Source organism: Ruegeria sp. YTSC003 (genome assembly GCF_059609785.1).
On the sequence record NZ_JBXWMK010000010.1, the window covers coordinates 89,351 to 110,326 of the forward strand.

The following is a 20,976-nucleotide window of genomic DNA, read 5'->3' on the forward strand; positions in this document are numbered from 1 at the left end:
TATAGGTGAGCCAGAGAATGAAACCACGGGAATTTGACAGGGCAGGACGAAGATGAGCCATATTGTTGTGATCGGAGCCGGGCAGGCGGGATCATCTCTTGTTGCAAGACTGCGCAAGGACGGGTTTGAAGGCGATATCACGCTGATCGGTGCCGAGCAGCATCTGCCCTATCAGCGCCCCCCACTGTCCAAAGCTTATCTGCTGGGTGAGATGGAGCTTGAACGCCTGTTCCTACGCCCTGAAAGTTTCTACGCCGAAAACAACATCACCCTGCGTCTGGGTAAACGCGTGACCGCGATCGACCCCAAGGCCAAGACCGTGACCCTGGGCGATGAGGTGATTTCTTATGACGAACTGGCCCTGACCACTGGTTCCGACCCGCGTTACCTGCCTGCTGCCATTGGCGGTGATCTCGAAGGCGTCCATGTCGTGCGCGACCTGACCCATATCGACGAGATGGAGCCCCGCGTGAAAGAGGGCGCCCGCGCCCTGATCGTTGGTGGTGGCTATATCGGGCTTGAAGCGGCCGCCGTCTGCGCCAAGCGTGGAGTCAAGGTTACTCTGGTTGAGATGGCAGAACGGATTTTGCAACGTGTCGCGGCACCGGAAACCAGCGATTACTTCCGTGCTCTGCATTCCGAATACGGTGCTGACATCCGTGAAGGCGTCGGGCTGGATCGTCTGGTCGGCGAAGACGGCAAGGTTACCGGGGCCGTCCTGACCGATGGCACCAAGCTTGAAGTTGATTTCGTCGTGGTTGGCGTGGGCATCGCACCCTCGACCCAATTGGCCGAGATGGCCGGGTTGGAACTGGACAACGGCATCAAAACGGATGCTCATGGCCGCACCTCTGATCCGGCTATCTGGGCGGCAGGCGATTGCGCGTCGTTCCCGCATTTCGGTGGTCGTATTCGGCTGGAAAGCGTACCGAATGCCATCGATCAGGCCGAGATTGTTGCTCAGAACATGCTGGGTGCCGCCAAAGACTATGTGGCGACGCCGTGGTTCTGGTCGGACCAGTATGACGTCAAACTACAGATCGCAGGTCTGAACACCGGCTATGACCGCGTGGTGACCCGCAAGGGCGACGGGCAGACGGTGTCCTTCTGGTATTACAAAGGCGATCAGCTGATTGCGGTAGATGCCATGAACGACCCGCGCGCTTACATGGTCGGCAAACGCCTGATCGATGCAGGCAAAACGGCCGACCCGGCGGTCGTGGCCGACCCAGACGCGGACTTGAAACCGTTGCTCAAAGCGTGAGGATCATCGCCGGAGAGTTCCGAGGTCGCGCCTTGGCCTCGGTCGGCAAAGGCGATGCCGGGGCGCATCTGCGTCCCACCACTGACCGCGTGCGTGAAAGCCTGTTCAATGTGCTGAGCCATCAGATCGACTTTGATGGGCTGCGTGTTCTGGACCTTTTTGCCGGCACCGGAGCACTGGGGCTTGAGGCGCTGTCGCGCGGCGCGGCGCATGTGACTTTCGTTGATGACGGGCGTGTGGCGCAGGGACTGATCCGTAAGAACATTGATCTGACCCACAGCAAGGATCGTACCGATCTGATCCGCCGCGACGCGACACGGTTGGGTGACAATCCGGGCGCGCCTTGTGATCTGATTTTTCTCGATCCGCCTTACGGCAAAAGCCTGGGACAAAAGGCGCTTGCGACGGTCACTCAAGGGGGGTGGCTGGCAAAAGACGCCTTGATCGTCTGGGAAGAAAACGCCCCCATTGAGGCGCCAGAAGGGTTTGACCTGCACAATACGCGTAAATACGGCGACACGCATATTTCGCTGATGTGGCGGGCAGAGGTCTGACATGCACGATCTGGTCATTTTCGATTGCGATGGTGTGCTGGTCGATAGTGAGGTTCTGTCCAACCAGGTTTTGATCGACAGCTTTGCGAGATATGGGCTGAACCTGTCTTTGGCGGAATGCATGGCGCTTTTCGTAGGCGGTACGATGACCGGTGTCCGCGAAAAGGCCCGGGCGCTGGGCGCGGACCTGCCGAATAATTGGATCGAACAAATCTATTCGGAAACCTATGAGGTTTTGCGTGCCGGTACACCTTTGGTTGCGGGTGTTCCCGAGCTGTTGGCGCAGTTGGATTCATTAGGTATTCCGTATTGCGTCGCCTCGAATGGCCGCCCGGAAAAGATGCAGATCACCCTGAGCCAGAACGGGTTGTGGGACAGGTTCCGGGATGTGATGTTTTCGGCGCATGTTCTGGGGGTGGGTAAACCCGACCCTGCTTTGTTCATTGCAGCAGCGCAGCATTTCGGTGCCAAGTCCCCCGTCGTCATCGAAGACAGCGAAAACGGCGTCACCGCTGCCAAGCGCGCCGACATGCGGTGCCTGGGGTATGCGGCCCATGACGACGGTGCGCGGTTGGTTGCACTAGGTGCCGAGGTCTTTGACGACATGGCCCAAGTGCCAAAGCTTTTGGGCTTATAAATCAATTATGCTAGGATTGGCGGATGGACCGCACCGCCACTTCTCTGTTCTGGACCCATTCACAGGCCGCTGAATCCCACACTGGACCCGCGCCCAAGCCTTTGCGCGCGCCTGTGTTCATCCACGACGCGATTACGCCGTGGGGAACGGAAACATTGCTGCTGAAACTGCTGCGCGAGCAGGCCGCCGATCAGGACGAATAGGTCGGATGGAACTTGTTGCCCGGTGACAGGGTAAAGATATCGACGCCATCAGCCGTCACACCCACAGAGTGTTCGAACTGCGCTGACAGTGACTTGTCGCGGGTCACCGCAGTCCAGTCATCGGCAAGTGTTTTCGTCTCAGGACGGCCAAGGTTCACCATCGGTTCGATGGTGAAGAACATGCCCTCTTCCAGAACCGCGCCAGTGCCCGGACGGCCATAGTGCAGCACGTTTGGCGGCGCGTGGAACACTCGGCCCAGGCCGTGACCACAGAAATCGCGCACGACGCTCATCCGATGCGCCTCGACATATGCCTGAATCGCGTGGCCGATATCACCGAAGGTGTTGCCGGGCTTGACCGCCTCGATGCCTTTGAACAGGGCATCATGTGTCACTTGGACCAGACGCTCAGCCTTGCGGGGCAGTTTGCCCGCAACATACATGCGCGAAGTATCGCCGAACCAGCCGTCTACGATGACCGTAACGTCGATGTTCAGAATGTCGCCATCCTTCAGCTTCTTGTCACCGGGAATGCCATGGCAGACCACGTGATTCACGCTGATACAGCTGGCATGCTGATAGCCCTTGTAGCCAATTGTTGCCGATGTCGCGCCTGCATCCTCGACCATCTGCGTGATCATGCCATCAATCGCGCCAGTGGTCTGGCCCGGAAAGACATGTTCTGCAATATCGTCGAGTATCCGCGCGGCCAAAGCCCCTGCCGCATGCATGCCGGCAAAGTCACCCTGTTCGTAAATGCGGATGCCGTCCTTGGTCAGGCGGCCACGATGTTCTTTCATCGACGCTAAGCTCCAAATGTTGCGCGCAGCCTGCCTTTTACGCTGCTTGTGCAGAAAGTTCCAGAGGGTGCGCGTTTGCGGGTGTTAGATGGCGCGGAATGCCCTCGGATCAAGGCTGCAAAGTCTGTCAAATTCGCTCAAAATCATAATTTCAGATAGAATGTTGTTTTTTCGCAGTGAGATCGTTTTGGAGGATCGAAATGCCCAGCAATTCTGCCAATTTTATCGGTGAAATTCCACACCATTACGATCAGGGTCTGGGACCGAACATTTTCGTAGACTATGCCGACAGGTTAACCGGGCTGTGTGGCGGTCTTGAAACGGGTCGCGTTCTGGAGCTTGCCGCAGGAACGGGAATTGTCAGCCGTAAGCTGCGCGACGCGTTAAACCCGTCTGTTTCACTGACGGTTACGGACCTTAATCCGCCCATGTTGGAGATTGCAAAAGCCAAGCTCGCCGGCAGTGAGAATGTCGAGTTTGCCCAAGCGAACGCAATGGAACTGCCCTTCGAAGACAATAGTTTTGACCTGATCGTTTGCCAGTTTGGCGTGATGTTCTTTCCGGACAAAACTGCGTCATATCGCGAAGTCGCCCGTGTTCTGAAGCCGGGTGGCCGTTACGTGTTCAATGTCTGGAGTGATATGTCCGAAAACCCGTTTTCCGAGACAGCCCACAAAGCGGCGATGACGTTCTTTCCCGAAAACCCACCGGGATTCTACAAGGTCCCGTTCCACTATGGCGACCCCGACATCGTACACGCAGACCTTGCGGCCGCAGGTTGGGGGACCGTTACGCACGAAACCATCAGGTTGAACAAACCAATCGCCGACCTTGAGAAATTTGCGACAGCCCTGGTGTATGGAAATCCGTTGATTGACGAAATCAGAGCGCGCGGAGGTGTCGATCCGGATGCGGTTGTGGCCGAAATGCTGTCGGCGCTGCGGTCCAGATTTGAGGCCAGTGATATGGTGATGCCCCTTTCAGCAACCCAGTTCGAATGCCGAAACAAGGGGTGAACCGGACCTGACGAGGGCAAGTGATATTATCCGGGCAGGTTAAAGTCCCCGAACCGTGTGGTATCCACCCAAACACCGTCGGGCGAAATTTGCGTACCATACACCAATCGCTCGACACCCTTCGCCTGTGCCGTCTCAAATGCCGCCGCATAGGCCGCGTCTATATCCGCCGCCAAACCAAACCGGTCGCAATCGGTGCGTTGCACCAGATACAACATGATCGCGCGATGTCCTTGGGTCACCATAGCCGTCAGCTCTCCTAGATGTTTGGTACCGCGTGCGGTGACGCTGTCGGGGAACTCTGCCAAACATGGTTCACGGGACAAGGTCACGCTTTTGACCTCGACATAGGCGTTGGGCAGGCCAGGTTGCGTCAGCAGAAAATCAATACGGCTGTTTTCGCCGTACTTCACCTCGGGACGGACGGTTTCATAGGCGGCAAGCTCAGGTATTTCACCGGCTTCAAGGGACGCGCGCAGGGCTTTGTTGGGCACCGAGGTGTCAACACCGGTAAAATGCCCGTTCTCATGATCGACCAGACGCCAGCCGTATTTCAGTTTTTTCTTCGGGTCATCGTTGGGTTCCAACCAGATCTTCTCGCCGGGTTCCGCCAGCCCCATCATTGACCCCGGATTGGCGCAATGGGCGGTTACTTCACGCCCGTCCTCCAACTGGCAATCGGCCAGAAAGCGTTTGTAGCGGCGGATCAGGCGGGCGGGGATCAATGGGGTGGCAAACTTCATGCCACCCGGCTTAACGCGCGCCCGCCCGTATGGGAAGTGTCAGACGAGGCCTGCCATTACGCCACCATCCACATCCCAGACTGCCCCGGTGACCCAACCTGCATCATCGGACAGAAGATGGGTGACGGTATGCGCCACATCCTCGGGCCGACCGACGCGGCCGATCGGGTGGAAAGCGTCGAAAGCATCGGTCAAAGTCGCCTCGATCTGGTCCGGTGCGATGAAGGCGCCATAGATGGGGGTCACCACCACCGCCGGAGAAACCGCATTCACTCGGATCTTATGTTCCGCCAGCTCCATTGCCAGATGCTGCGTCAGGGAATGAAGTCCGGCTTTGGCCATCGAATAGGCCGAGGACGGTGTGGCGCGAACTGCCTGTTTTGCCCACATAGAGCCTATGTTGACGATATTGCCACCTCCGTTGGCTTTCATGTTTTCGACCACGGCCTGTGTGATGAAAAAGGTCGCGCGGTTCAGGTCCAGATAGCTGTCGTAATCCTCGGCCGTGTGTTCCATGAACGGTTTTGGCGCGAATGTCCCGGCTGCATTCACCAATCCTTGAATGTGACGCGTGTCCGATTTGATCTGGTTGATCAGCCTTTCGACGTCTGCCGCATCGAGCAGGTTCGCGCGGTATATGTCCGCGGCGCCGCCAAGTTCCGCTTTCGCCGCGTCCAGCTTGCCAGCGGATGACCCGACAAGGGTCACGTGCCCGCCGCTTGCTATGATTTGGCGCGCTGTGGCCAGACCCATTCCGCTGGATCCGCCGACGATAAGTGTTGTTGTCAGAGTCATGATCAGATTTCCTATCTACTGATAGGTAGATATATTGAGCTTGGAAACTGAAATACAACCCCCTATCTAGTGGTAGGTTATTTTTAGATAGATGTGCAGATGCCCAAAACGGAAAAACCCTTGTCAGAAACTGCCAGCCGTATTTTGGATGTGGCCGAGCGTATGGCGCGACAAGGCGGGTATTATGCCTTCAGTTTTCGCGACATCGCGTCTGAAATCGGCATCAAATCGGCCAGCATTCACTACCATTTCCCCACCAAGGAAGCTTTGGGCGAGGCGCTGGTTACCCGTTACACTGATCGGTTCCTGGGGGCGTTGGGGCGGTTGGACGAAGCCACGCCTTTGGAATCTCTGGAACAATATGTGGCGGCATATCGACAAGCATTGATCGAACAGGACCTGATGTGCCTGTGCGGTATGTTTGGTGCTGAAATCGCAAGGTTGCCAGACCCGGTCGCCAGACGGACTCGCGAGTTTTTCGAGCGCAATCTCGTATGGCTGGAAACGGTTTTCCGGGCCGCAGGGGCCGCGAATCCCGAAGCCCGAGCAGGGGAAACGATTGCCCGCCTGGAAGGGGCGATGATTCTGGCGCGGTCGATGAACGATATGGACCTGTTCCAAAGCGTCACTGCGAATTTGCCTGCCCAAGCGCTGCGGGACTGACAAACGGGCCTTGCGAGGTTCAGCAGGAACGATATCTTGCGGCCTGTGCCATATCAGGAAAGGACAGGTCATGCCGAACCCAACCGCAGCAATGCTTGTGATCGGGGATGAAATCCTGTCGGGACGCACCCGGGATGCGAACATGCATTATCTAGCGCAGGAACTGACAAAGCAGGGCATTGACCTTAAAGAGGTCCGGATGGTCAGCGATGACGCCACTGCTATCGAACAAGCCGTTCGAGCGCTGTCTGAGCAGGTTGATCATGTGTTCACCAGCGGCGGAATAGGCCCGACCCATGACGACATCACCGCAGATTGTATCGCCCGGGCTTTTGGTGCGTCGATCGACGTGCGCGCTGACGCCCGAGCGCTGTTAGAGCGGCACTATGAGAATTCGGGGTTGGAACTGAACGCCGCGCGCCTGCGTATGGCGCGTATTCCCGATGGGGCGACATTGATCGATAATCCTGTTTCGACCGCGCCAGGCTTCACGCTTGGGAATGTGCATGTGATGGCGGGTATTCCCACAATCTTTCAGGCCATGGTCGCCAGCGTTCTGCCCAAGCTGACCGGCGGCGATCCCTTGTTGTCGCAAACGCTGCGGATCAACCGGGGTGAAGGTGATATCGCCTCGATCCTCTCGGCTTTGGCTGAGGATTACCCTGATCTCGCCATCGGCAGCTATCCGTTTCAGGTAAATGGTGTATTCGGCTCTAACGTGGTGGTTCGGGGCACGAATGGGTCGCAGGTCGATGCGGCCACGACCCGGTTGGCAAAAGAGCTGGAGCTTTGAGCCCGAACTGGGCCGACGTTGTCGACGGCACATGGCCGGCGGCTCGGTTCGAAACAATTGGCCCTTTTCGCCTGCGGCAGGGGTTGGGTGGTGGCTCGCGCGTTTCCGCGGCCAGCGCTCTGGCATCTGCGATCGACGCGGATATCAAAGCCGCTGAAGGGGCGATGCGCGCGATGGGGCAGCGACCCATATTCTGCCTGCGACCGGGCGACGAAGGGTTGGATCTGCAGCTTGCGGATCAGGGCTATGACATTCTTGATCCCGTCAACATCTACCAATGCCAGGTCGAGGACCTGACCGATACGCCCATCCCTCGGGTCACCGCCTTTACCATCTGGAGTCCGCTGGCGATCATGAACGAGATCTGGGCGCAGGGCGGGATCGGACCAGAACGGCTGGCCATCATGGACCGCGCCGAGGGGCCGAAAACGGGGATATTCCTACGTCATTCCGATCACCCGGCGGGGACCGGATTTGTCGCCATTCACGACGACGTCGCCATGGTTCATGCGCTGGAAATCTTACCGGCCTATCGCCGTCAGGGCTTGGGAAAGTGGGCCATGCGCGCGGCTGCAATCTGGGCGCAGAAGAACGGCGCAAAAACGCTAAGTGTGATCTGCACCAAAGCTAATAACGGGGCAAATGGTCTCTACCATGCGCTCGGGATGGAGATCACCGGCGAATACCACTACCGTCAGCTTGTCCAAGGAGAGTGACCAACGTGACCGATCAAACCCTGCCCACCGCGCTGGACCTGCCGATGGTGGACCCGCTGCCGCCTGAGACGCAGAAGTACTTTGATATATGTGTCGAAAAACTGGGCTTTGTGCCCAATGTGCTGAAGGCATACGCGTTCGATATCGACAAGCTGAATGCGTTTACGGCGAACTACAACGATCTGATGCTGGGCGACAGCGGATTGTCAAAACTGGAACGCGAAATGATTGCGGTGGTCGTGTCCGCGATCAACAAGTGCTTTTACTGTTTGGTGGCCCACGGCGCGGCCGTCCGACAATTGTCGGGCAATCCGCAACTGGGCGAGATGCTGGTCATGAACTACCGCGTGGCCCCTCTGGGCGACCGCCAACGCGCCATGCTGGATTTTGCTGCCAAGATGACGACCGCCAGTACCGAGATCGAAGAACCTGATCGTCAACGTCTGCGCGATGTTGGGTTCAGCGACCGGGACATTTGGGACATTGCCAATGTGACCGGCTTTTTCAACATGTCGAACCGAGTGGCCAGCGCAACTGCGATGGCCCCGAACGACGAATACCACGCGCAGGCCCGATGATCCGAACTGCTGCCCTATTCCTGATGATCATGGCCGGCCAGGGTCTTGCGCAGAACCTGACAATGCCTTCCGGCGCGCGTCTTGTCAGCGAGCGGACCAGTGAACTGGACAGCTACGAGCTGCCAATCGGGCCCTTTGCGGATGGGGCGGTACCGGCGCGAGAAGTCGAAGGAAAAGTCGAGCGGTTTACCTGGCGGTTGCAATCCGGCTCCAGCACGACGCTGCAATTGCTGGCCCCGTTGCGTGACCAGATCGCAGCGCAAGGGTACGAAATATTGCTTGAGTGCCAGGCCAAAACGTGTGGTGGGTTCGACTTCCGTTTTGGCACCGAAGTTGTGCCCACACCAGACATGTACGTGGCTATTCAGGACTATCGTTTTTTGTCTGCCATCCGAGGGGGAAATGTGGTCAGCCTGCTAGTCAGCCGCAATCCGCCTGACGGGTATGTGCAGATGATCCGGGTCACCCCGGTGGGTGCAGAGGCGTCACCACCGCTTGTGATCGACGAACCGGTCACGTCGCCCGGTGATTTGTTAGCCAGTCTGGAACAAAACGGGCATACAATATTGGAAGACCTGCATTTCCGCACCGGAGAGATGACGTTGGGCGAGGGGCCTTTTTCCTCGCTTGAATTGGTAGCGGAGTTTCTGGCCAAAAACCCAAGTACCCGGCTGGCACTTGTGGGCCACACGGATGACACCGGTGCGCTGGATGCCAACATCTCGGTCAGTACCGGCAGGGCTCAGGCTGTACGCGCCCGATTGATCGAGGCGCATGGGGTCGCGGCAGACCGGGTCGAGGCGCGCGGGATCGGCTATCTTGCCCCGCTCACTTCCAATGCCACGCCGGAAGGCCGGGATCTGAATCGCCGGGTTGAGGCGGTTTTGCTGGTCAACTGAACCCTGCAGTCCTGTTCACATCATGGCCGATAAAAAAAGGCCCACGCAGCAGGCGCGGGCCGTACAGTTTACCGAGGTTAATTCACCAATCCATCGGGCCTTTTTCGTGAAAGGCATCGACGAGAAAATCTATGAATGCCCGAACCTTGGGCTGAGTAAAGCGTCCGGGCGGGTAAACGGCGTAGACGCCCTGAACCTCGTCCGGAAGCGACGGCATAGCGTCCAGTACAGCACCGGATTTCAGCGCATCTGCGTACAGATAGCTGGGCAAATATGCGATCCCCAGACCAGAGATGGCGGCGTTCAACAGGGATTGCCCATCGTTCACGCTCAGCCACCCTGCGGTGCGAACCTGTCTTTTTTCACCCGAAGGCGCGGTCAGCTTCCATACATTGCCAGAGGACTGGCTGGAGTAATGCAGTAGCTTGTGTTCATTCAGTTCGTCAATTTTCTGCGGCCGGCCGAATTTCTCGACATAGCTGGGTGCTGCGACCATCCGCTTGACGGTTTCAGTCAGTTTGCGTGCGCGCAGGGTGCTGTCTTCCAGCTCACCAATCCGGACGGCTACATCGAACCCTTCAGAAATCAGCTCGACGTAGCGGTTGTTCAGCACCATGTTCACAGTGATATCAGGATAGGCCGCCAGAAAATCCGACAGAACCGGAGACAGGTGATTGACGCCGAAATCTGTTGCAACGCTGATCCGAAGCAGACCCGAGGGGGCGGATTGCATCGAAGTCACAAGCGCATCAGCTTCGCCCGCGTCATTCAGAACACGCCGTGCGCGGTCATAATATGCCAGGCCAATTTCGGTCGGCGACACGCGCCGGGTCGTGCGGTTCAGCAGCCGTGCGCCCAGACGGGCCTCGAGGCTCGAAACATGCTTTGATACGGCCGATTTGGAGATGCCCATTTTCTTGGCCGCATCGGTGAAGCCACCTTGGTCCACCACATTGGCAAAGGCTTCCATTTCGGTCAGTCGGTCCATTCTCGTTCCCCAAGTCTTAGTCCTTTGAGCCAACCTGACGTCCAATCTGGGCGGAAACAGGGCGGACATGGGATAATATCAGGGTTTCAAATCGGATCGTTTGCATATGGGAAACGCGGAAACGATGGTTTCCGAGATGGCCACAATGCCTGTAAGCCAAGGGTTTTGGGTGATTTCGGCCGGATATGCTAGGATGACAATGGCAAATTTGTGACCACGGAGGAGATCATGAAAGCCATTTATACCGTCGCAGTCATATGTCTGTCCGCGACCTTCGCATGGGCTGGTGGCGAGACGCCGTCGAACCCGGACGCACGGGTCTATTTTGTAAACCTGTCAGATGGCGACACGGTTTCATCGCCGGTGACCGTGGTCTTTGGGTTAAGCGGGATGGGCGTGGCCCCCGCCGGAACCGAGGCGGAAAACACCGGGCACCACCATTTGCTGATCGACCGCCCGCCGATTGGTGAGGGTGAGGACGGTGCGGATGAGCTCGCCTATGGTCTGCCTTCAGACGACAATCATTTGCATTTCGGTGGTGGTCAGACTGAAGTGACGCTGGAGCTCGCGTCGGGTGATCACACGCTGCAACTGGTTCTGGGGGATGCAGGGCATGTTCCGCACGCAACCCCGATTGTGTCCCAGGTGATCAGGATTTCGGTCGAGTAATCGAGGTGCCTTCACGGCACAGGAGGCTATGCCACGTCAGGCAATAGGAAAATACGGCGCGCCAGCGCCGAATTTAGCCGTTCTTGTGGATACCATTGGCTGAGGGCTGTCTTGGCCATCAAATCGGGGTTTTCCGCAATGAACGCCTCGAAAGCGCTGGTTTTCGAACTGGCAAGACGCTCTGCGATCAGGCTCATGAACGCGTAGGTGATCGTCAGGTTGAACTTATCCGGGGTGCCAGCCTTGGCTGCAAGTGTTCGGATTCCTTTGGCGTAGATCGCTGCAGCATCGATGAAATCATACTTGCGCAGCAGATCGTAGGCGACCTGTACATGTTCGGCATGTCCGAATGTCGTGTTGTCGATGGCATGTGCTTCAAAGGCGTTGGAGATGTCGGTGCTCATTCTCCGTCCTCCTTGAAGCGGTGGCTGTCATTGGCTGTCCAGTCGAGGTCGTAGACACTTTTGAGTTGTTTGATCTTCTCCAGCGATTCCTCGGAAAACGCTGGCTTGTTCTCAAAGCTATGCAGGGCAATCCCCTCGATCAGATCGCCAAGGGTCATGTCCAGCGACTCTGCCAGCCCCTTGAGGACTTTCAGCAGGCGCTTTTCGATTCGAATTCCCGTCTGGGTGCGCTCTATTTTCTGACTCATTGCGTACATATGTATATTGATAACAAGAGAGTCAAGCGGCACAAAAAAGCCGCCTCTTTCGAGACGGCTTCCTTCAGTTCAATTGAGGTGTTGCTTTAGAACGTTGCCGCCAGTCGCGTACCTTGATTGATCGCCCGTTTGGCGTCCAGCTCTGCCGCCACATCGGCTCCGCCGATCACGTGCGGAGTGATGCCGCGTTCGATCAGCGCATCTGCGAGGCTGCGCTCGGACACCTGACCGGAACACAGAACGATTGTGTCCGCCGCGATCACGGTCGGATCAGCACGTTCTTCGCCAAAGCTGACATGCAGGCCGTCCTCATCGATACGCTCGTAGTTCACGCCGCCCACAAAGTTGACGTCCTTCATCTTGAGCGTAGCGCGGTGAATCCACCCGGTTGTCTTGCCCAGACCCTTGCCATGTGCTTGCTTCTTACGCTGCAGCAAGGTGACATCACGCGCAGGTGCCGCAGGCTGAGGGCCTTCTGGTGCCAGGCCCGAGCGATGCTCGGCCGGATCGGTCACGCCCCACTCCTTCATCCAAGCGGGCAGGTCTGTGGTGATGCTGTGGCCGTCTTCCAACAGGAACTCGGATACATCAAACCCGATGCCGCCTGCGCCGATTACGGCGACAGACTTGCCGACCGCGGTCTTCTCGCGCAGCACGTCGATATAGGTGATGACATTGTCCCGATCCTGGCCCGGGATTTTCGGATCGCGCGGAATGACACCAGTAGCGATAACCACTTCGTCAAAGTCGGTCAGGTCGTCAGCGCTGACTTCGCGGTTCAGCTCTACCTTCACACCCAGATCGGTCATCATGGTGTGGTACCAATCGACTAGTCCCCAGAACTCTTCTTTGCCCGGAACCTGCTTGGCCATGTTCAATTGGCCGCCAACCTCCGAGGCGCGATCGAACAGGGTTACGTCGTGTCCGCGCTGCGCTGCAGTCATCGCGGTGGATAATCCCGCGGGGCCGGCGCCGACAATGGCAATCGTCTTTGGCGCTTCAGCTGTGGTGATTTCCAATTCGGTCTCATGGCAGGCGCGTGGGTTCACAAGGCACGAGGTCAGCTTGCCGCTGAAGGTGTGGTCCAGACAGGCCTGGTTGCAGGCGATGCACGGCGCAATCTGTGCTGCGTTACCTGCAATTGCCTTGTTGACGAAATCCGCATCGGCGAGCATCGGACGGGCCAGAGACACCATGTCGGCGCAACCCGTCGACAGGACCTCTTCGGCGACCTCGGGTGTGTTGATCCGGTTCGAGGTGATGACCGGAATCGAAACCTTGCCCATCAGCTTTTTTGTCACCCAGGCAAAGGCCGCGCGCGGAACGCTGGTGGCAATGGTCGGAATGCGTGCTTCGTGCCAGCCGATGCCGGTGTTGATGATCGTGGCACCGGCCTCTTCGATACGCTGGGCCAGTTCAACGACCTCTTCATGGGTCGAGCCATTGGGGATCAGGTCAATCATCGACAGGCGATAGATGATGATGAAATCGGTGCCCACGGCCTCGCGCGTGCGGCGAACGACCTCGATCGGCAGGCGCATGCGGTTCTCATAGGACCCGCCCCAACGGTCGGTGCGCTTGTTGGTGTGTGTCACAATGAACTGGTTGAGGAAATATCCCTCGGACCCCATGATCTCGACCCCGTCATAACCCGCTTTCCGGGCCAGAACGGCAGCGTTCACGATGTCGCTGATCTGTTTCTCGATACCTTCCTCGTCCAGCTCATTCGGCGGGAAGGGCGAGATCGGGGATTTCACCGGGCTGGGGGCCACACATTTCGGACCATAGGCATAGCGACCCGCATGTAGGATCTGCATCGCGATCTTGCCGCCCGCCTCATGAACGCGTTGGGTCACGATAGAGTGGTTCGCGACCTCTTTGTCATTGGTCATCATTGACGCGCCGGGCAGCACCGATCCTTCAAAGTTCGGGCCAATCCCGCCTGTCACCATCAATGCGACACCGCCACGGGCGCGGTCGGCATAGAATTCGGCCACACGGTTCCAGTCGCCGGTTTCCTCAAGCCCTGTGTGCATCGACCCCATCAGGACGCGGTTCTTCAAAGTCGTAAAGCCCAGATCCAGCGGGGCCAGCATATTTGGGTACGCAGTCATGACGAACTCTCCCTCCCGATTTGTCGACGCTAGATTGACCTTCGCGTCAACGTTGTCACGCGAAACCTAACGTCACACCCTTTGCTGGCGCCTTGGGGCTTGATACAGACGTCTCAAAGCACATTCACGAGGCTGCACATGACCCCCGAAGAGATCGCCAAACTGCCCTATCGCCCTTGCGTGGGGCTTATGCTGATGAATGCCGAGGGCAGGATTTTCGTCGGTCAGCGCAATGACCGCCACAAGGATGCATGGCAAATGCCTCAGGGCGGCGTGGACAAGGGCGAAGATCCACGGGATGCAGCCCTGCGTGAGCTGTGGGAGGAAACCGGCGTAACTTCGGACTTGGTCGAGATCGTGGCTGAGACGGACGGCTGGCTGCCTTATGATCTGCCACACGACATCGTGCCGAAAATCTGGAAAGGCCGTTATCGCGGGCAGGAACAGAAATGGTTCTTTCTGCGGTTCACCGGCCGCGACGATCAGATCGACATCCAGACCAAGCATCCGGAATTCACCCGATGGAAATGGCAGGAGCCAGGCAAGCTGATCGACGAGATCGTACCGTTCAAACGTGAGGTTTACCAGCAGGTGGTTGCCGCCTTTGCGGATCACCTGTCATAAAACAGCATGCGCATTGAAGACATCTGGCCCAAGTACCGCGCACGCCTGAAGGCGTTTCTGCATTCGCGTGTGTCCAACGCGGCAGATGTGGAAGACCTGTTGCAAGAGATCTCGGTCAAGGTCTTTACCGGTCTGCCCAACCTGAAAGACCCTGCCAAACTGCAACCGTGGTTGTTTCAAACGGCCGACCGCACGATAATCGACCATTACCGAAAATCAGGCCGTTCCGAGGCGCACCCGGATGATCTTTGGTATCACCGGGATGATCCGGAAACGCGTCAGGACCTTGAGGGGTGCGTCGAACCTTTCATTCGCGGATTGCCGCAGGAAACCGCGGACATGCTGATAGCAATCGACATCAATGGCGTGTCCCAACAGGATTACGCACAGGCGCAAGGACTGGCGTATTCAACGCTCAAATCCCGGGTTCAAAAAGGCCGGGCAGAGCTGCGAAAAGCGTTCGAGGATTGCTGCAATATCTCGATGGATGTGCGGGGTAATATCTCGGACGTTCAGGAAAAACAGAAAACCTGCAAAAAATGTTGATCCGATCGTCGTCTTTTTGATGCGGGCTTCGTCTGACAGATGAAACCAGCAAAAGGAAAGACAAATGATCCGTATCATCAGTTTCAAAATCTGCCCCTTCGTTCAGCGCGTCACTGCGCTGTTGGAAGCCAAGCAGGTGCCCTATCAGATCGACCATATCAGCCTCAGCGACAAGCCGGACTGGTTTCTGGAATTGTCGCCGACAGGTCAGGTGCCAGTTCTGGTGACCGAAGGCGGTACCGCACTGTTCGAGTCGGACGCTATTGCCGAATACCTCGACGAAGTGACCGCCCCGCTGCAGCCCAACCTGACATCTGAACAGCGCGCCCTGAACCGCGCGTGGAGCTATCAGGCCAGCAAGCATTATCTGGTTCAGTGCAGTGCGATGCAAAGCGCGGATCAGGCGATCTTTGCGGATCGGACGACCAAGTTGAACGCCTCGTTCGCGAAAGCCGAGAAGCAGCTTAGCGGTGGCCCATTCTTTGCGGGCGAGGCGCTGGGCAATGTCGATATGGCTTGGTTACCGTTGCTTCACCGGGCTGCAATCGTGGCCGATCACAGCGGGCACGATATGCTGGCTGACTATCCTAAGGTGAAGGCGTGGCAGCAGGCTCTTCTGGCAACAGGCATTCCTGAGAAAACCGTGTCTGATGACTTTGTCACCCGGTTCACTGATTTCTATCTCGCAGAGCGGACGTGGTTGGGGCGGGGTGCGAACCTGAACGAAGCGCCTGCAACCGCTCAGGTGAAACAATCCGGCGGGTGCTGCGGGTGATTCACTCACTAAGCCGCACGTTGGCGTGAGGGGGCGTGGCCGCATCTGATCGACCTGTCTAGCTTGACGGGTATGAAGGACACGGCCCCAACTCTCTCTTCTGTAAAACCCGCCGGACGCAAGTTTACCGGCACCGACCGTCGCGCGCCTTTGCGCGGCGGTCTGCAAGGGTGCGGGGAATATGGCGCAGGGCAGACGGCGGGCCGGTTCTACCCCATCGCCTGCGTCGCGCTTGAGGTCACCCAACGTTGCAATCTGGATTGCACACTGTGTTACCTCTCGGACCGAGCCGAGATGACCTATGACCCACCGCTGTCGGTTCTGTTTGCGCGTCTTGCCACGATCCACAGCCATTATGGCCCCGGTGTCTCGGTTCAACTGACGGGGGGTGATCCGACACTGCGCAAGGTAGAAGACCTTGAGGCACTGTGCCGCGAAATTCGCCGCCTGGGCATGCGGTCGTGCCTGATGACCAACGGCATTCGCGCCAGCCGGGCGTTTCTGACGCGGCTTGCGGCGGCGGGGTTGGATGACGTGGCCTTTCACGTCGACATGACGCAGGAGCGCAAGGGGTTTAACAGCGAGACTGAGTTAAATGTGGTGCGCCGCGCCTATATCCGCCACACGCGCGGACTGGGCTTGCGGGTATTGTTCAACACGACGGTCTTCGGCGGCAATATTGCTGAAATGTCTGCGCTGGCACGATTCATGCGAGACCGTCCCGAGGTGGCTTTTGTGTCCTTCCAGATGCAAGCCGATACCGGGCGCGGGGTCTTGCGCGAACGTCCCGACGCGATCACGCAGGACAGTGTAATGCGTGCCGTCGAGGTCGGATATGAAACGCCCCTGCATTTTGACACGGCCGCCGTGGGCCATGCAAAATGCAATCGCTACGCAAGTGTTGTGACTGCCGGCGGGCGTGCGGTTTCGGTTCTGTCCGCCAAACGCCTGACGCAGAAGGTGATCGCCGCGCTAAGCCGCGTCGATCAGTCGGCAGACGGCCATATCGACACCCGCGACAGCATCTGGCGCATGGTGAGGCGCAACCCGCTGTTGGCGCTGCGGGCCGGGCTACATCTGTTGGGTTGTGTGCTGCGGTTGGGTCGAGGGTTGTTGCAGGGTCCCGTCCGTCGGCAGTCAGTGTTTATCCACAATTTTATGGCCGCCGATGCGCTCGAAGAAGACCGCTGTGCCTCTTGCGTCTTTATGGTCGCAACCGCGAACGGGCCGTTGTCCATGTGTGTTCACAACGCGCAGCGTGACATGCATCTGGCCGCGCCAGAACGGGTTGACGGGCCGTCTGGACCAAGCTGGTGGAATGCCGCCGTTCCCCGCCTGTCGGGTGGACCCGATCTGCCGGATCTGAGCGATCCCGGGCTGGCCCCGCTCAAGCGGCTCAAGGGGCAGTTGCGGGCCACGCGCCGGAACCAAAAGGACGTATCATGAGAAAACTTCTGATCCTGCTGTTGCTTCCGGTTTTGACCGCATGCGCAAGTGTCGAGCGTCTAGCCTTGCCCGCCGCGGAGGCATTGCCAGGGCAGACCCTGACCAGATTTGCGTCCCCACCGGGCGAAAAGGTCGATCACCGCGATTGGACAGCTTTCCTGCACCGCTATGTCGTGACCGACGGGCAGGGCGTGAACCGGGTAACTTATGGGCAGGTGACACAGGCAGACAGGGCGCGCCTGGACGAATATCTGGTCGATCTGCAAGCCATTGACCCTGCGCGGCTGACACGTGATCAGCAACTGGCGTATTGGATCAACCTGTACAATGCGTTGACGGTGGATGTGGTTCTTGAAAACTATCTCGTTTCTTCGATCCGCGACATCAAGAACGGACGATTTTCGATTGGGCCGTGGAATCAACCTCTGGCGCAGGTGGCCGGGCAGGAGTTGACCCTCAATGACATCGAACACCGCATTATCCGGCCCACATTCGGCGAACCGCGCATCCACTATGCGCTGAACTGTGCCGCTGTAGGTTGCCCCAACCTGATGGACCGCGCCTGGCAGGCCGAGACGTTAGAGCGCGATTTTGCCGCCGCCGAGCACGCCTATATCAACGACCCACGTGGCGTGCAGTTTGACCAACGCGGCGGATTGATCCTGTCAAAGATCTTTATCTGGTTCCGTGTGGATTTCGGACCAAACGAAAAATCTGTGCTGGCCTATATCGCGACAGCAGCGGAACCCGAGCTGCGCGCCCGTCTTCAGCAGACGCCGCGTGTCAAAGCGTATCAGTATGACTGGGCTTTGAACGACGCGGCGGCTGGATCTTAATCAGCGGATTACAGCAACCCTTCGGCGCGCAGCAGTTCCTGCATGTTCGCCTCGGGTCGCGGGCCGATATGGCTGATGACCTCGCGGGCGCAGATATTGCCGATCTTGGCGCAGGTTTCGTGATCGCGGCCTGTCGCCATGCCAAACAGGAAGCCGGCGGCAAACTGATCGCCCGCACCGGTTGCGTCCACGGGCACGACTTTCTCGACCGGTACGTCGACGCGTTGCCCGTCGCTTAGAACAGTCACGCCGTCGCCGGAGCGGGTGCATACAACAAGCGGGCAGATCGCGGCGGTCTTGGCCAGCGCCTCTTCCAGATCGTCAGTTTCGAACAGGGATTTGATCTCGGCCTCGTTGCCAATGACGAAATCAAGTTCGTTTTCGATCAGCAGCAAGAAATCAACACGATGGCGTTCCACGCAGAAGGGGTCCGAAATGGCGATACCCGCCTTGCCGCCACCCTTGTGGCACGCGCGCGCGGCCTCAAGAAACGCGGCCTTGCCCTTTTCCTTGTCGAACAAATAGCCCTCAAGGAACATGATCTGGCTGTTCCCGGCTACGGCATCTGACACGTCTTGCGACGACAGCTCTGAGGAAATCCCCAGATAGGTGTTCATCGACCGCTCACCGTCGGGCGAGACAAAGATCATCGAGCGCGACGTTGGCAGTTCGCCGCCCGGAACCGGAGGGTTCACGAAATCAACGCCGTCCTCGTTCATCGCATCCGCATAGAACCGGCCCAGAGCGTCATCATGAACCCGCCCGATAAACGCTGAATCCAACCCCAGCGCACCTGCGCCAGCGATCGTGTTGGCAACCGAACCACCCGGCGTCTGAACCCGGCCTTCCATCGAGGCATAGAGGACTTCGCCACGCTCCTGCTCGATCAGTTGCATGATGCCTTTTTCGATGCCCATCAGCTCCAGGAAACTGTCGTCGGCTTGGGAAATCACGTCCACAACAGCGTTTCCGATGCCGGTCAGTTGGTAGGTTTTCATAAGTTCTTGTCCTCAAATTCGCAGAGATCGCGGATGATGCAGGTGCCGCACATGGGTTTGCGCGCCTTGCAGTGATAGCGGCCATGCAGGATTAGCCAGTGATGCGCATGCAGCTGAAAGTCGGTTGGGATATTGTCTTCGATGGCGCGTTCGACGGCGTCCACATTCTTACCGGGGCAAATGCCGGTGCGATTTCCAACACGGAAGATATGCGTGTCCACCGCCTGTGCCGGATAACGCCACCACATGTTCAACACAACATTGGCGGTCTTGCGGCCCACACCCGGCAGCGATTGCAGGGCTGCGCGGGAATTGGGAACCTCGCCGCCATAATCGTCGACCAGAATACGGCTGAGTTTAATGACGTTCTTCGCCTTTTGCCGAAACAGGCCAATGGTCTTGATGTGTTCAATCAGACCTTCTTCGCCCAGATCCAACATCTTTTGCGGTGTGTCGGCGATCTCGAACAACGCGCGGGTGGCTTTGTTCACACCGACATCGGTCGCTTGTGCAGACAGGGCCACGGCCACCACCAGAGTATAAACGTTGACATGCTCAAGCTCGCCCTTGGGTTCGGGGTCGGCTTCCTGAAAGCGCGTAAAGATCTCGCGGATCCGGTGATATCCGAGTTGTTTTGCCATCCGCGTCTTAATGCCGTTCGGGGCGAGTCGATACAAGTCCAAAGCCAATGCGCAAGTTCCGGGTCGCGAGGGCGTAACCTGCGCGCTATGGTTTGATCAAGAATATGAGGTAATAGCCATGAACGTCCAGACACCGGAAAGCGGATACCACTACAACGTCATGCGCCGCGCGATCGACCTGATTGATCAGGGCGGCGAGGGCCTGAGCCTGGAAGAGCTAGCTCGCCAGATGGATATGAGCCCGGCGCATTTCCAGCGCCTGTTCTCGCGTTGGACCGGGGTGTCGCCGAAACGCTACCAGCAATATCTGACGCTGGGCCATGCCAAGGCATTGTTGCGGGAACGGTTCACCACGTTGGAAACCGCGCATAACGTCGGCCTGTCCGGCAGTGGCCGTCTGCACGATTTGTTCCTGAAATGGGAATCCATGAGTCCCGGCGAATACGCGCGCAGGGGCATCGGGCTGACCATCTATTGGGGCTGGTTCGAATGCCCATTTGGCCCGGCACTGGTGATGGGAACCGACAAGGGCATTTGCGGCATGGCTTTTGGTGCTGAAACCGGTGAAGAGGCCGCGATGGAGGATATGATCTCGCGTTGGCCAAAAGCGGATTTCATTGAGGATCCGATGCGTCTGCGCCCTTGGGTGCTGAGTGCTTTTGGTGCGGCAAGTGACCGGCTGGAACCTACGCCGCTGTACCTTATTGGTTCGCCCCTGCAAATCAAGGTTTGGGAGGCGCTGATGCACATCCCGTCGGGTCAGGTCACCACCTATTCCGAAATCGCGCAGCGTGTGGGATCGCCACAAGCCGTCCGCGCCGTGGGTACTGCGGTTGGTCGCAACCCGGTTAGCTGGCTGATCCCTTGCCATCGGGCGTTGCGCAAATCCGGTGGGCTGGGTGGCTATCATTGGGGCTTGCCGGTCAAACGCGCAATGCTGGCATTCGAGGCCGCTCAGGCCGACGCATAGTCACGTCAAAAACAAACATTGCGCTGCTGCATCCTGTGATAGTGAGA

26 protein-coding genes are annotated in these 20,976 nt (G+C 58.0%); 17 read left to right on the forward strand and 9 right to left on the reverse strand.

Annotated elements, in window-relative coordinates; genetic code table 11:
- The first annotated feature begins 52 nt into the window (after positions 1-52).
- Genes AC2FFH_RS17625 through AC2FFH_RS17640 form a run of 4 tightly spaced genes read left to right on the forward strand, consistent with a single transcriptional unit; the run spans position 53 to position 2,658 of the window.
- Positions 53-1,264 (forward strand): NAD(P)/FAD-dependent oxidoreductase, encoded by a 1,212-nt coding sequence (locus AC2FFH_RS17625; protein WP_496765553.1) that lies wholly within the window; start codon positions 53-55, stop codon positions 1,262-1,264.
- Positions 1,261-1,818, forward strand: a complete 558-nt coding sequence (gene rsmD, locus AC2FFH_RS17630) for a 16S rRNA (guanine(966)-N(2))-methyltransferase RsmD (RefSeq protein ID WP_496765551.1) — start codon at positions 1,261-1,263, stop codon at positions 1,816-1,818. Before AC2FFH_RS17625 ends, rsmD begins: the two co-directional genes overlap by 4 nt.
- Position 1,819: 1 nt before the next feature.
- Entirely contained in the window at positions 1,820-2,455 is a 636-nt protein-coding gene (locus AC2FFH_RS17635; protein WP_496765549.1) for an HAD family hydrolase, read from the forward strand.
- Between the two features lie 23 nt (positions 2,456-2,478).
- Complete coding sequence (locus tag AC2FFH_RS17640) at positions 2,479-2,658, forward strand: hypothetical protein (protein ID WP_109313628.1); 180 nt, start codon at positions 2,479-2,481, stop codon at positions 2,656-2,658.
- Here the strand turns inward: AC2FFH_RS17640 and map are convergent.
- Positions 2,646-3,458 (reverse strand): type I methionyl aminopeptidase, encoded by an 813-nt coding sequence (map, locus tag AC2FFH_RS17645; protein WP_058274999.1) that lies wholly within the window; start codon positions 3,456-3,458, stop codon positions 2,646-2,648. The two genes, AC2FFH_RS17640 and map, sit on opposite strands and share 13 nt — an antisense overlap.
- 200 nt (positions 3,459-3,658) lie before the next feature.
- Here map and AC2FFH_RS17650 point away from each other — a divergent pair, with 200 nt between their 5' ends.
- Positions 3,659-4,474 (forward strand): class I SAM-dependent methyltransferase, encoded by an 816-nt coding sequence (locus AC2FFH_RS17650; RefSeq protein ID WP_496844958.1) that lies wholly within the window; start codon positions 3,659-3,661, stop codon positions 4,472-4,474.
- Positions 4,475-4,500: 26 nt separating this feature from the next.
- On the opposite strand, the gene sfsA is transcribed toward AC2FFH_RS17650, so the two are convergent.
- Both sfsA and AC2FFH_RS17660 read right to left on the reverse strand, forming a co-directional pair.
- Positions 4,501-5,217, reverse strand: coding sequence for a DNA/RNA nuclease SfsA (gene sfsA / locus AC2FFH_RS17655; protein ID WP_496765537.1), 717 nt, complete (start codon positions 5,215-5,217; stop codon positions 4,501-4,503).
- Between the two features lie 39 nt (positions 5,218-5,256).
- Positions 5,257-6,012, reverse strand: coding sequence for an SDR family NAD(P)-dependent oxidoreductase (locus AC2FFH_RS17660; protein WP_496765535.1), 756 nt, complete (start codon positions 6,010-6,012; stop codon positions 5,257-5,259).
- 99 nt (positions 6,013-6,111) lie between these two features.
- On the opposite strand from AC2FFH_RS17660, the gene AC2FFH_RS17665 reads away from it, so the two are divergent.
- From AC2FFH_RS17665 to AC2FFH_RS17685, 5 genes are all read left to right on the forward strand, one after another.
- Positions 6,112-6,675 carry a TetR/AcrR family transcriptional regulator gene (locus AC2FFH_RS17665; RefSeq protein ID WP_496844959.1) on the forward strand — a complete coding sequence of 188 codons (564 nt, stop codon included), beginning with the start codon at positions 6,112-6,114 and terminating at the stop codon, positions 6,673-6,675.
- A gap of 70 nt (positions 6,676-6,745) precedes the next feature.
- A complete protein-coding gene (locus AC2FFH_RS17670; protein WP_496765519.1) occupies positions 6,746-7,468 on the forward strand; it encodes a competence/damage-inducible protein A in 723 nt (240 codons plus the stop codon).
- Positions 7,465-8,184, forward strand: coding sequence for a GNAT family N-acetyltransferase (locus AC2FFH_RS17675; protein WP_496844961.1), 720 nt, complete (start codon positions 7,465-7,467; stop codon positions 8,182-8,184). Before AC2FFH_RS17670 ends, AC2FFH_RS17675 begins: the two co-directional genes overlap by 4 nt.
- A gap of 5 nt (positions 8,185-8,189) precedes the next feature.
- The gene (locus AC2FFH_RS17680; protein WP_496844962.1) at positions 8,190-8,762 is read left to right on the forward strand and encodes a peroxidase-related enzyme; all 573 of its coding nucleotides are present in this window, start codon (positions 8,190-8,192) and stop codon (positions 8,760-8,762) included.
- Entirely contained in the window at positions 8,759-9,661 is a 903-nt protein-coding gene (locus tag AC2FFH_RS17685; protein ID WP_496844963.1) for an OmpA family protein, read from the forward strand. Before AC2FFH_RS17680 ends, AC2FFH_RS17685 begins: the two co-directional genes overlap by 4 nt.
- Before the next feature lie 82 nt (positions 9,662-9,743).
- Here the strand turns inward: AC2FFH_RS17685 and AC2FFH_RS17690 are convergent, their stop codons facing one another.
- The gene (locus AC2FFH_RS17690; RefSeq protein WP_496726385.1) at positions 9,744-10,649 is read right to left on the reverse strand and encodes a LysR family transcriptional regulator; all 906 of its coding nucleotides are present in this window, start codon (positions 10,647-10,649) and stop codon (positions 9,744-9,746) included.
- A 228-nt stretch (positions 10,650-10,877) separates the two neighbouring features.
- Here AC2FFH_RS17690 and AC2FFH_RS17695 point away from each other — a divergent pair, with 228 nt between their 5' ends.
- Positions 10,878-11,318 carry a DUF4399 domain-containing protein gene (locus AC2FFH_RS17695; protein WP_496765511.1) on the forward strand — a complete coding sequence of 147 codons (441 nt, stop codon included), beginning with the start codon at positions 10,878-10,880 and terminating at the stop codon, positions 11,316-11,318.
- Between the two features lie 26 nt (positions 11,319-11,344).
- Here the strand turns inward: AC2FFH_RS17695 and AC2FFH_RS17700 are convergent, their stop codons facing one another.
- The 3 genes from AC2FFH_RS17700 to AC2FFH_RS17710 all read right to left on the reverse strand — a co-directional run bounded on the left by AC2FFH_RS17700 (position 11,345) and on the right by AC2FFH_RS17710 (position 14,093).
- The gene (locus AC2FFH_RS17700) at positions 11,345-11,722 is read right to left on the reverse strand and encodes a hypothetical protein (RefSeq protein WP_496739545.1); all 378 of its coding nucleotides are present in this window, start codon (positions 11,720-11,722) and stop codon (positions 11,345-11,347) included.
- Positions 11,719-11,970: a hypothetical protein gene (locus AC2FFH_RS17705; protein WP_496844964.1), complete on the reverse strand. Its 252-nt coding sequence runs from the start codon at positions 11,968-11,970 to the stop codon at positions 11,719-11,721. Before AC2FFH_RS17705 ends, AC2FFH_RS17700 begins: the two co-directional genes overlap by 4 nt.
- A 95-nt stretch (positions 11,971-12,065) precedes the next feature.
- On the reverse strand, positions 12,066-14,093 hold the full coding sequence (locus AC2FFH_RS17710; protein ID WP_496765507.1) for a 2,4-dienoyl-CoA reductase FMN-binding domain-containing protein: 2,028 nt from the start codon (positions 14,091-14,093) through the stop codon (positions 12,066-12,068).
- A gap of 138 nt (positions 14,094-14,231) precedes the next feature.
- Here AC2FFH_RS17710 and AC2FFH_RS17715 point away from each other — a divergent pair, with 138 nt between their 5' ends.
- The 5 genes from AC2FFH_RS17715 to AC2FFH_RS17735 all read left to right on the forward strand — a co-directional run bounded on the left by AC2FFH_RS17715 (position 14,232) and on the right by AC2FFH_RS17735 (position 18,320).
- Positions 14,232-14,717: an RNA pyrophosphohydrolase gene (locus tag AC2FFH_RS17715; RefSeq protein WP_496765505.1), complete on the forward strand. Its 486-nt coding sequence runs from the start codon at positions 14,232-14,234 to the stop codon at positions 14,715-14,717.
- A 6-nt stretch (positions 14,718-14,723) separates the two neighbouring features.
- Positions 14,724-15,263, forward strand: coding sequence for an RNA polymerase sigma factor SigZ (gene sigZ, locus AC2FFH_RS17720; protein WP_496844966.1), 540 nt, complete (start codon positions 14,724-14,726; stop codon positions 15,261-15,263).
- Between the two features lie 64 nt (positions 15,264-15,327).
- Complete coding sequence (locus AC2FFH_RS17725; protein ID WP_496765501.1) at positions 15,328-16,038, forward strand: glutathione S-transferase family protein; 711 nt, start codon at positions 15,328-15,330, stop codon at positions 16,036-16,038.
- A 72-nt stretch (positions 16,039-16,110) separates the two neighbouring features.
- The gene (locus tag AC2FFH_RS17730; RefSeq protein ID WP_496765500.1) at positions 16,111-17,484 is read left to right on the forward strand and encodes a radical SAM protein; all 1,374 of its coding nucleotides are present in this window, start codon (positions 16,111-16,113) and stop codon (positions 17,482-17,484) included.
- The gene (locus tag AC2FFH_RS17735; RefSeq protein WP_496844967.1) at positions 17,481-18,320 is read left to right on the forward strand and encodes a DUF547 domain-containing protein; all 840 of its coding nucleotides are present in this window, start codon (positions 17,481-17,483) and stop codon (positions 18,318-18,320) included. Before AC2FFH_RS17730 ends, AC2FFH_RS17735 begins: the two co-directional genes overlap by 4 nt.
- Positions 18,321-18,328: 8 nt before the next feature.
- Here the strand turns inward: AC2FFH_RS17735 and AC2FFH_RS17740 are convergent, their stop codons facing one another.
- Together AC2FFH_RS17740 and nth are read right to left on the reverse strand one after the other, a co-directional pair.
- A complete protein-coding gene (locus AC2FFH_RS17740; RefSeq protein WP_496765496.1) occupies positions 18,329-19,318 on the reverse strand; it encodes an adenosine kinase in 990 nt (329 codons plus the stop codon).
- Positions 19,315-19,959, reverse strand: a complete 645-nt coding sequence (gene nth, locus AC2FFH_RS17745; protein WP_496765493.1) for an endonuclease III — start codon at positions 19,957-19,959, stop codon at positions 19,315-19,317. Before nth ends, AC2FFH_RS17740 begins: the two co-directional genes overlap by 4 nt.
- A gap of 118 nt (positions 19,960-20,077) precedes the next feature.
- Between nth and AC2FFH_RS17750 the strand changes: the two genes are divergently transcribed.
- Positions 20,078-20,929, forward strand: a complete 852-nt coding sequence (locus AC2FFH_RS17750) for a methylated-DNA--[protein]-cysteine S-methyltransferase (protein ID WP_496726374.1) — start codon at positions 20,078-20,080, stop codon at positions 20,927-20,929.
- The last annotated feature ends 47 nt before the right edge of the window (positions 20,930-20,976 follow it).

Bases quoted from the DNA above. Each gene is read 5' to 3' on its own strand.
- AC2FFH_RS17625 (WP_496765553.1), top strand. From the start codon at position 53: ATGAGCCATATTGTTGTGATCGGAGCCGGGCAGGCGGGATCATCTCTT.
- AC2FFH_RS17635 (WP_496765549.1), top strand. From the start codon at position 1,820: ATGCACGATCTGGTCATTTTCGATTGCGATGGTGTGCTGGTCGATAGT.
- AC2FFH_RS17640 (WP_109313628.1), top strand. From the start codon at position 2,479: ATGGACCGCACCGCCACTTCTCTGTTCTGGACCCATTCACAGGCCGCT.
- map (WP_058274999.1), bottom strand. From the start codon at position 3,458: ATGAAAGAACATCGTGGCCGCCTGACCAAGGACGGCATCCGCATTTAC.
- AC2FFH_RS17650 (WP_496844958.1), top strand. From the start codon at position 3,659: ATGCCCAGCAATTCTGCCAATTTTATCGGTGAAATTCCACACCATTAC.
- sfsA (WP_496765537.1), bottom strand. From the start codon at position 5,217: ATGAAGTTTGCCACCCCATTGATCCCCGCCCGCCTGATCCGCCGCTAC.
- AC2FFH_RS17660 (WP_496765535.1), bottom strand. From the start codon at position 6,012: ATGACTCTGACAACAACACTTATCGTCGGCGGATCCAGCGGAATGGGT.
- AC2FFH_RS17665 (WP_496844959.1), top strand. From the start codon at position 6,112: ATGCCCAAAACGGAAAAACCCTTGTCAGAAACTGCCAGCCGTATTTTG.
- AC2FFH_RS17670 (WP_496765519.1), top strand. From the start codon at position 6,746: ATGCCGAACCCAACCGCAGCAATGCTTGTGATCGGGGATGAAATCCTG.
- AC2FFH_RS17685 (WP_496844963.1), top strand. From the start codon at position 8,759: ATGATCCGAACTGCTGCCCTATTCCTGATGATCATGGCCGGCCAGGGT.
- AC2FFH_RS17690 (WP_496726385.1), bottom strand. From the start codon at position 10,649: ATGGACCGACTGACCGAAATGGAAGCCTTTGCCAATGTGGTGGACCAA.
- AC2FFH_RS17695 (WP_496765511.1), top strand. From the start codon at position 10,878: ATGAAAGCCATTTATACCGTCGCAGTCATATGTCTGTCCGCGACCTTC.
- AC2FFH_RS17700 (WP_496739545.1), bottom strand. From the start codon at position 11,722: ATGAGCACCGACATCTCCAACGCCTTTGAAGCACATGCCATCGACAAC.
- AC2FFH_RS17705 (WP_496844964.1), bottom strand. From the start codon at position 11,970: ATGAGTCAGAAAATAGAGCGCACCCAGACGGGAATTCGAATCGAAAAG.
- AC2FFH_RS17710 (WP_496765507.1), bottom strand. From the start codon at position 14,093: ATGACTGCGTACCCAAATATGCTGGCCCCGCTGGATCTGGGCTTTACG.
- AC2FFH_RS17715 (WP_496765505.1), top strand. From the start codon at position 14,232: ATGACCCCCGAAGAGATCGCCAAACTGCCCTATCGCCCTTGCGTGGGG.
- sigZ (WP_496844966.1), top strand. From the start codon at position 14,724: ATGCGCATTGAAGACATCTGGCCCAAGTACCGCGCACGCCTGAAGGCG.
- AC2FFH_RS17725 (WP_496765501.1), top strand. From the start codon at position 15,328: ATGATCCGTATCATCAGTTTCAAAATCTGCCCCTTCGTTCAGCGCGTC.
- AC2FFH_RS17730 (WP_496765500.1), top strand. From the start codon at position 16,111: ATGAAGGACACGGCCCCAACTCTCTCTTCTGTAAAACCCGCCGGACGC.
- AC2FFH_RS17735 (WP_496844967.1), top strand. From the start codon at position 17,481: ATGAGAAAACTTCTGATCCTGCTGTTGCTTCCGGTTTTGACCGCATGC.
- AC2FFH_RS17740 (WP_496765496.1), bottom strand. From the start codon at position 19,318: ATGAAAACCTACCAACTGACCGGCATCGGAAACGCTGTTGTGGACGTG.
- nth (WP_496765493.1), bottom strand. From the start codon at position 19,959: ATGGCAAAACAACTCGGATATCACCGGATCCGCGAGATCTTTACGCGC.
- AC2FFH_RS17750 (WP_496726374.1), top strand. From the start codon at position 20,078: ATGAACGTCCAGACACCGGAAAGCGGATACCACTACAACGTCATGCGC.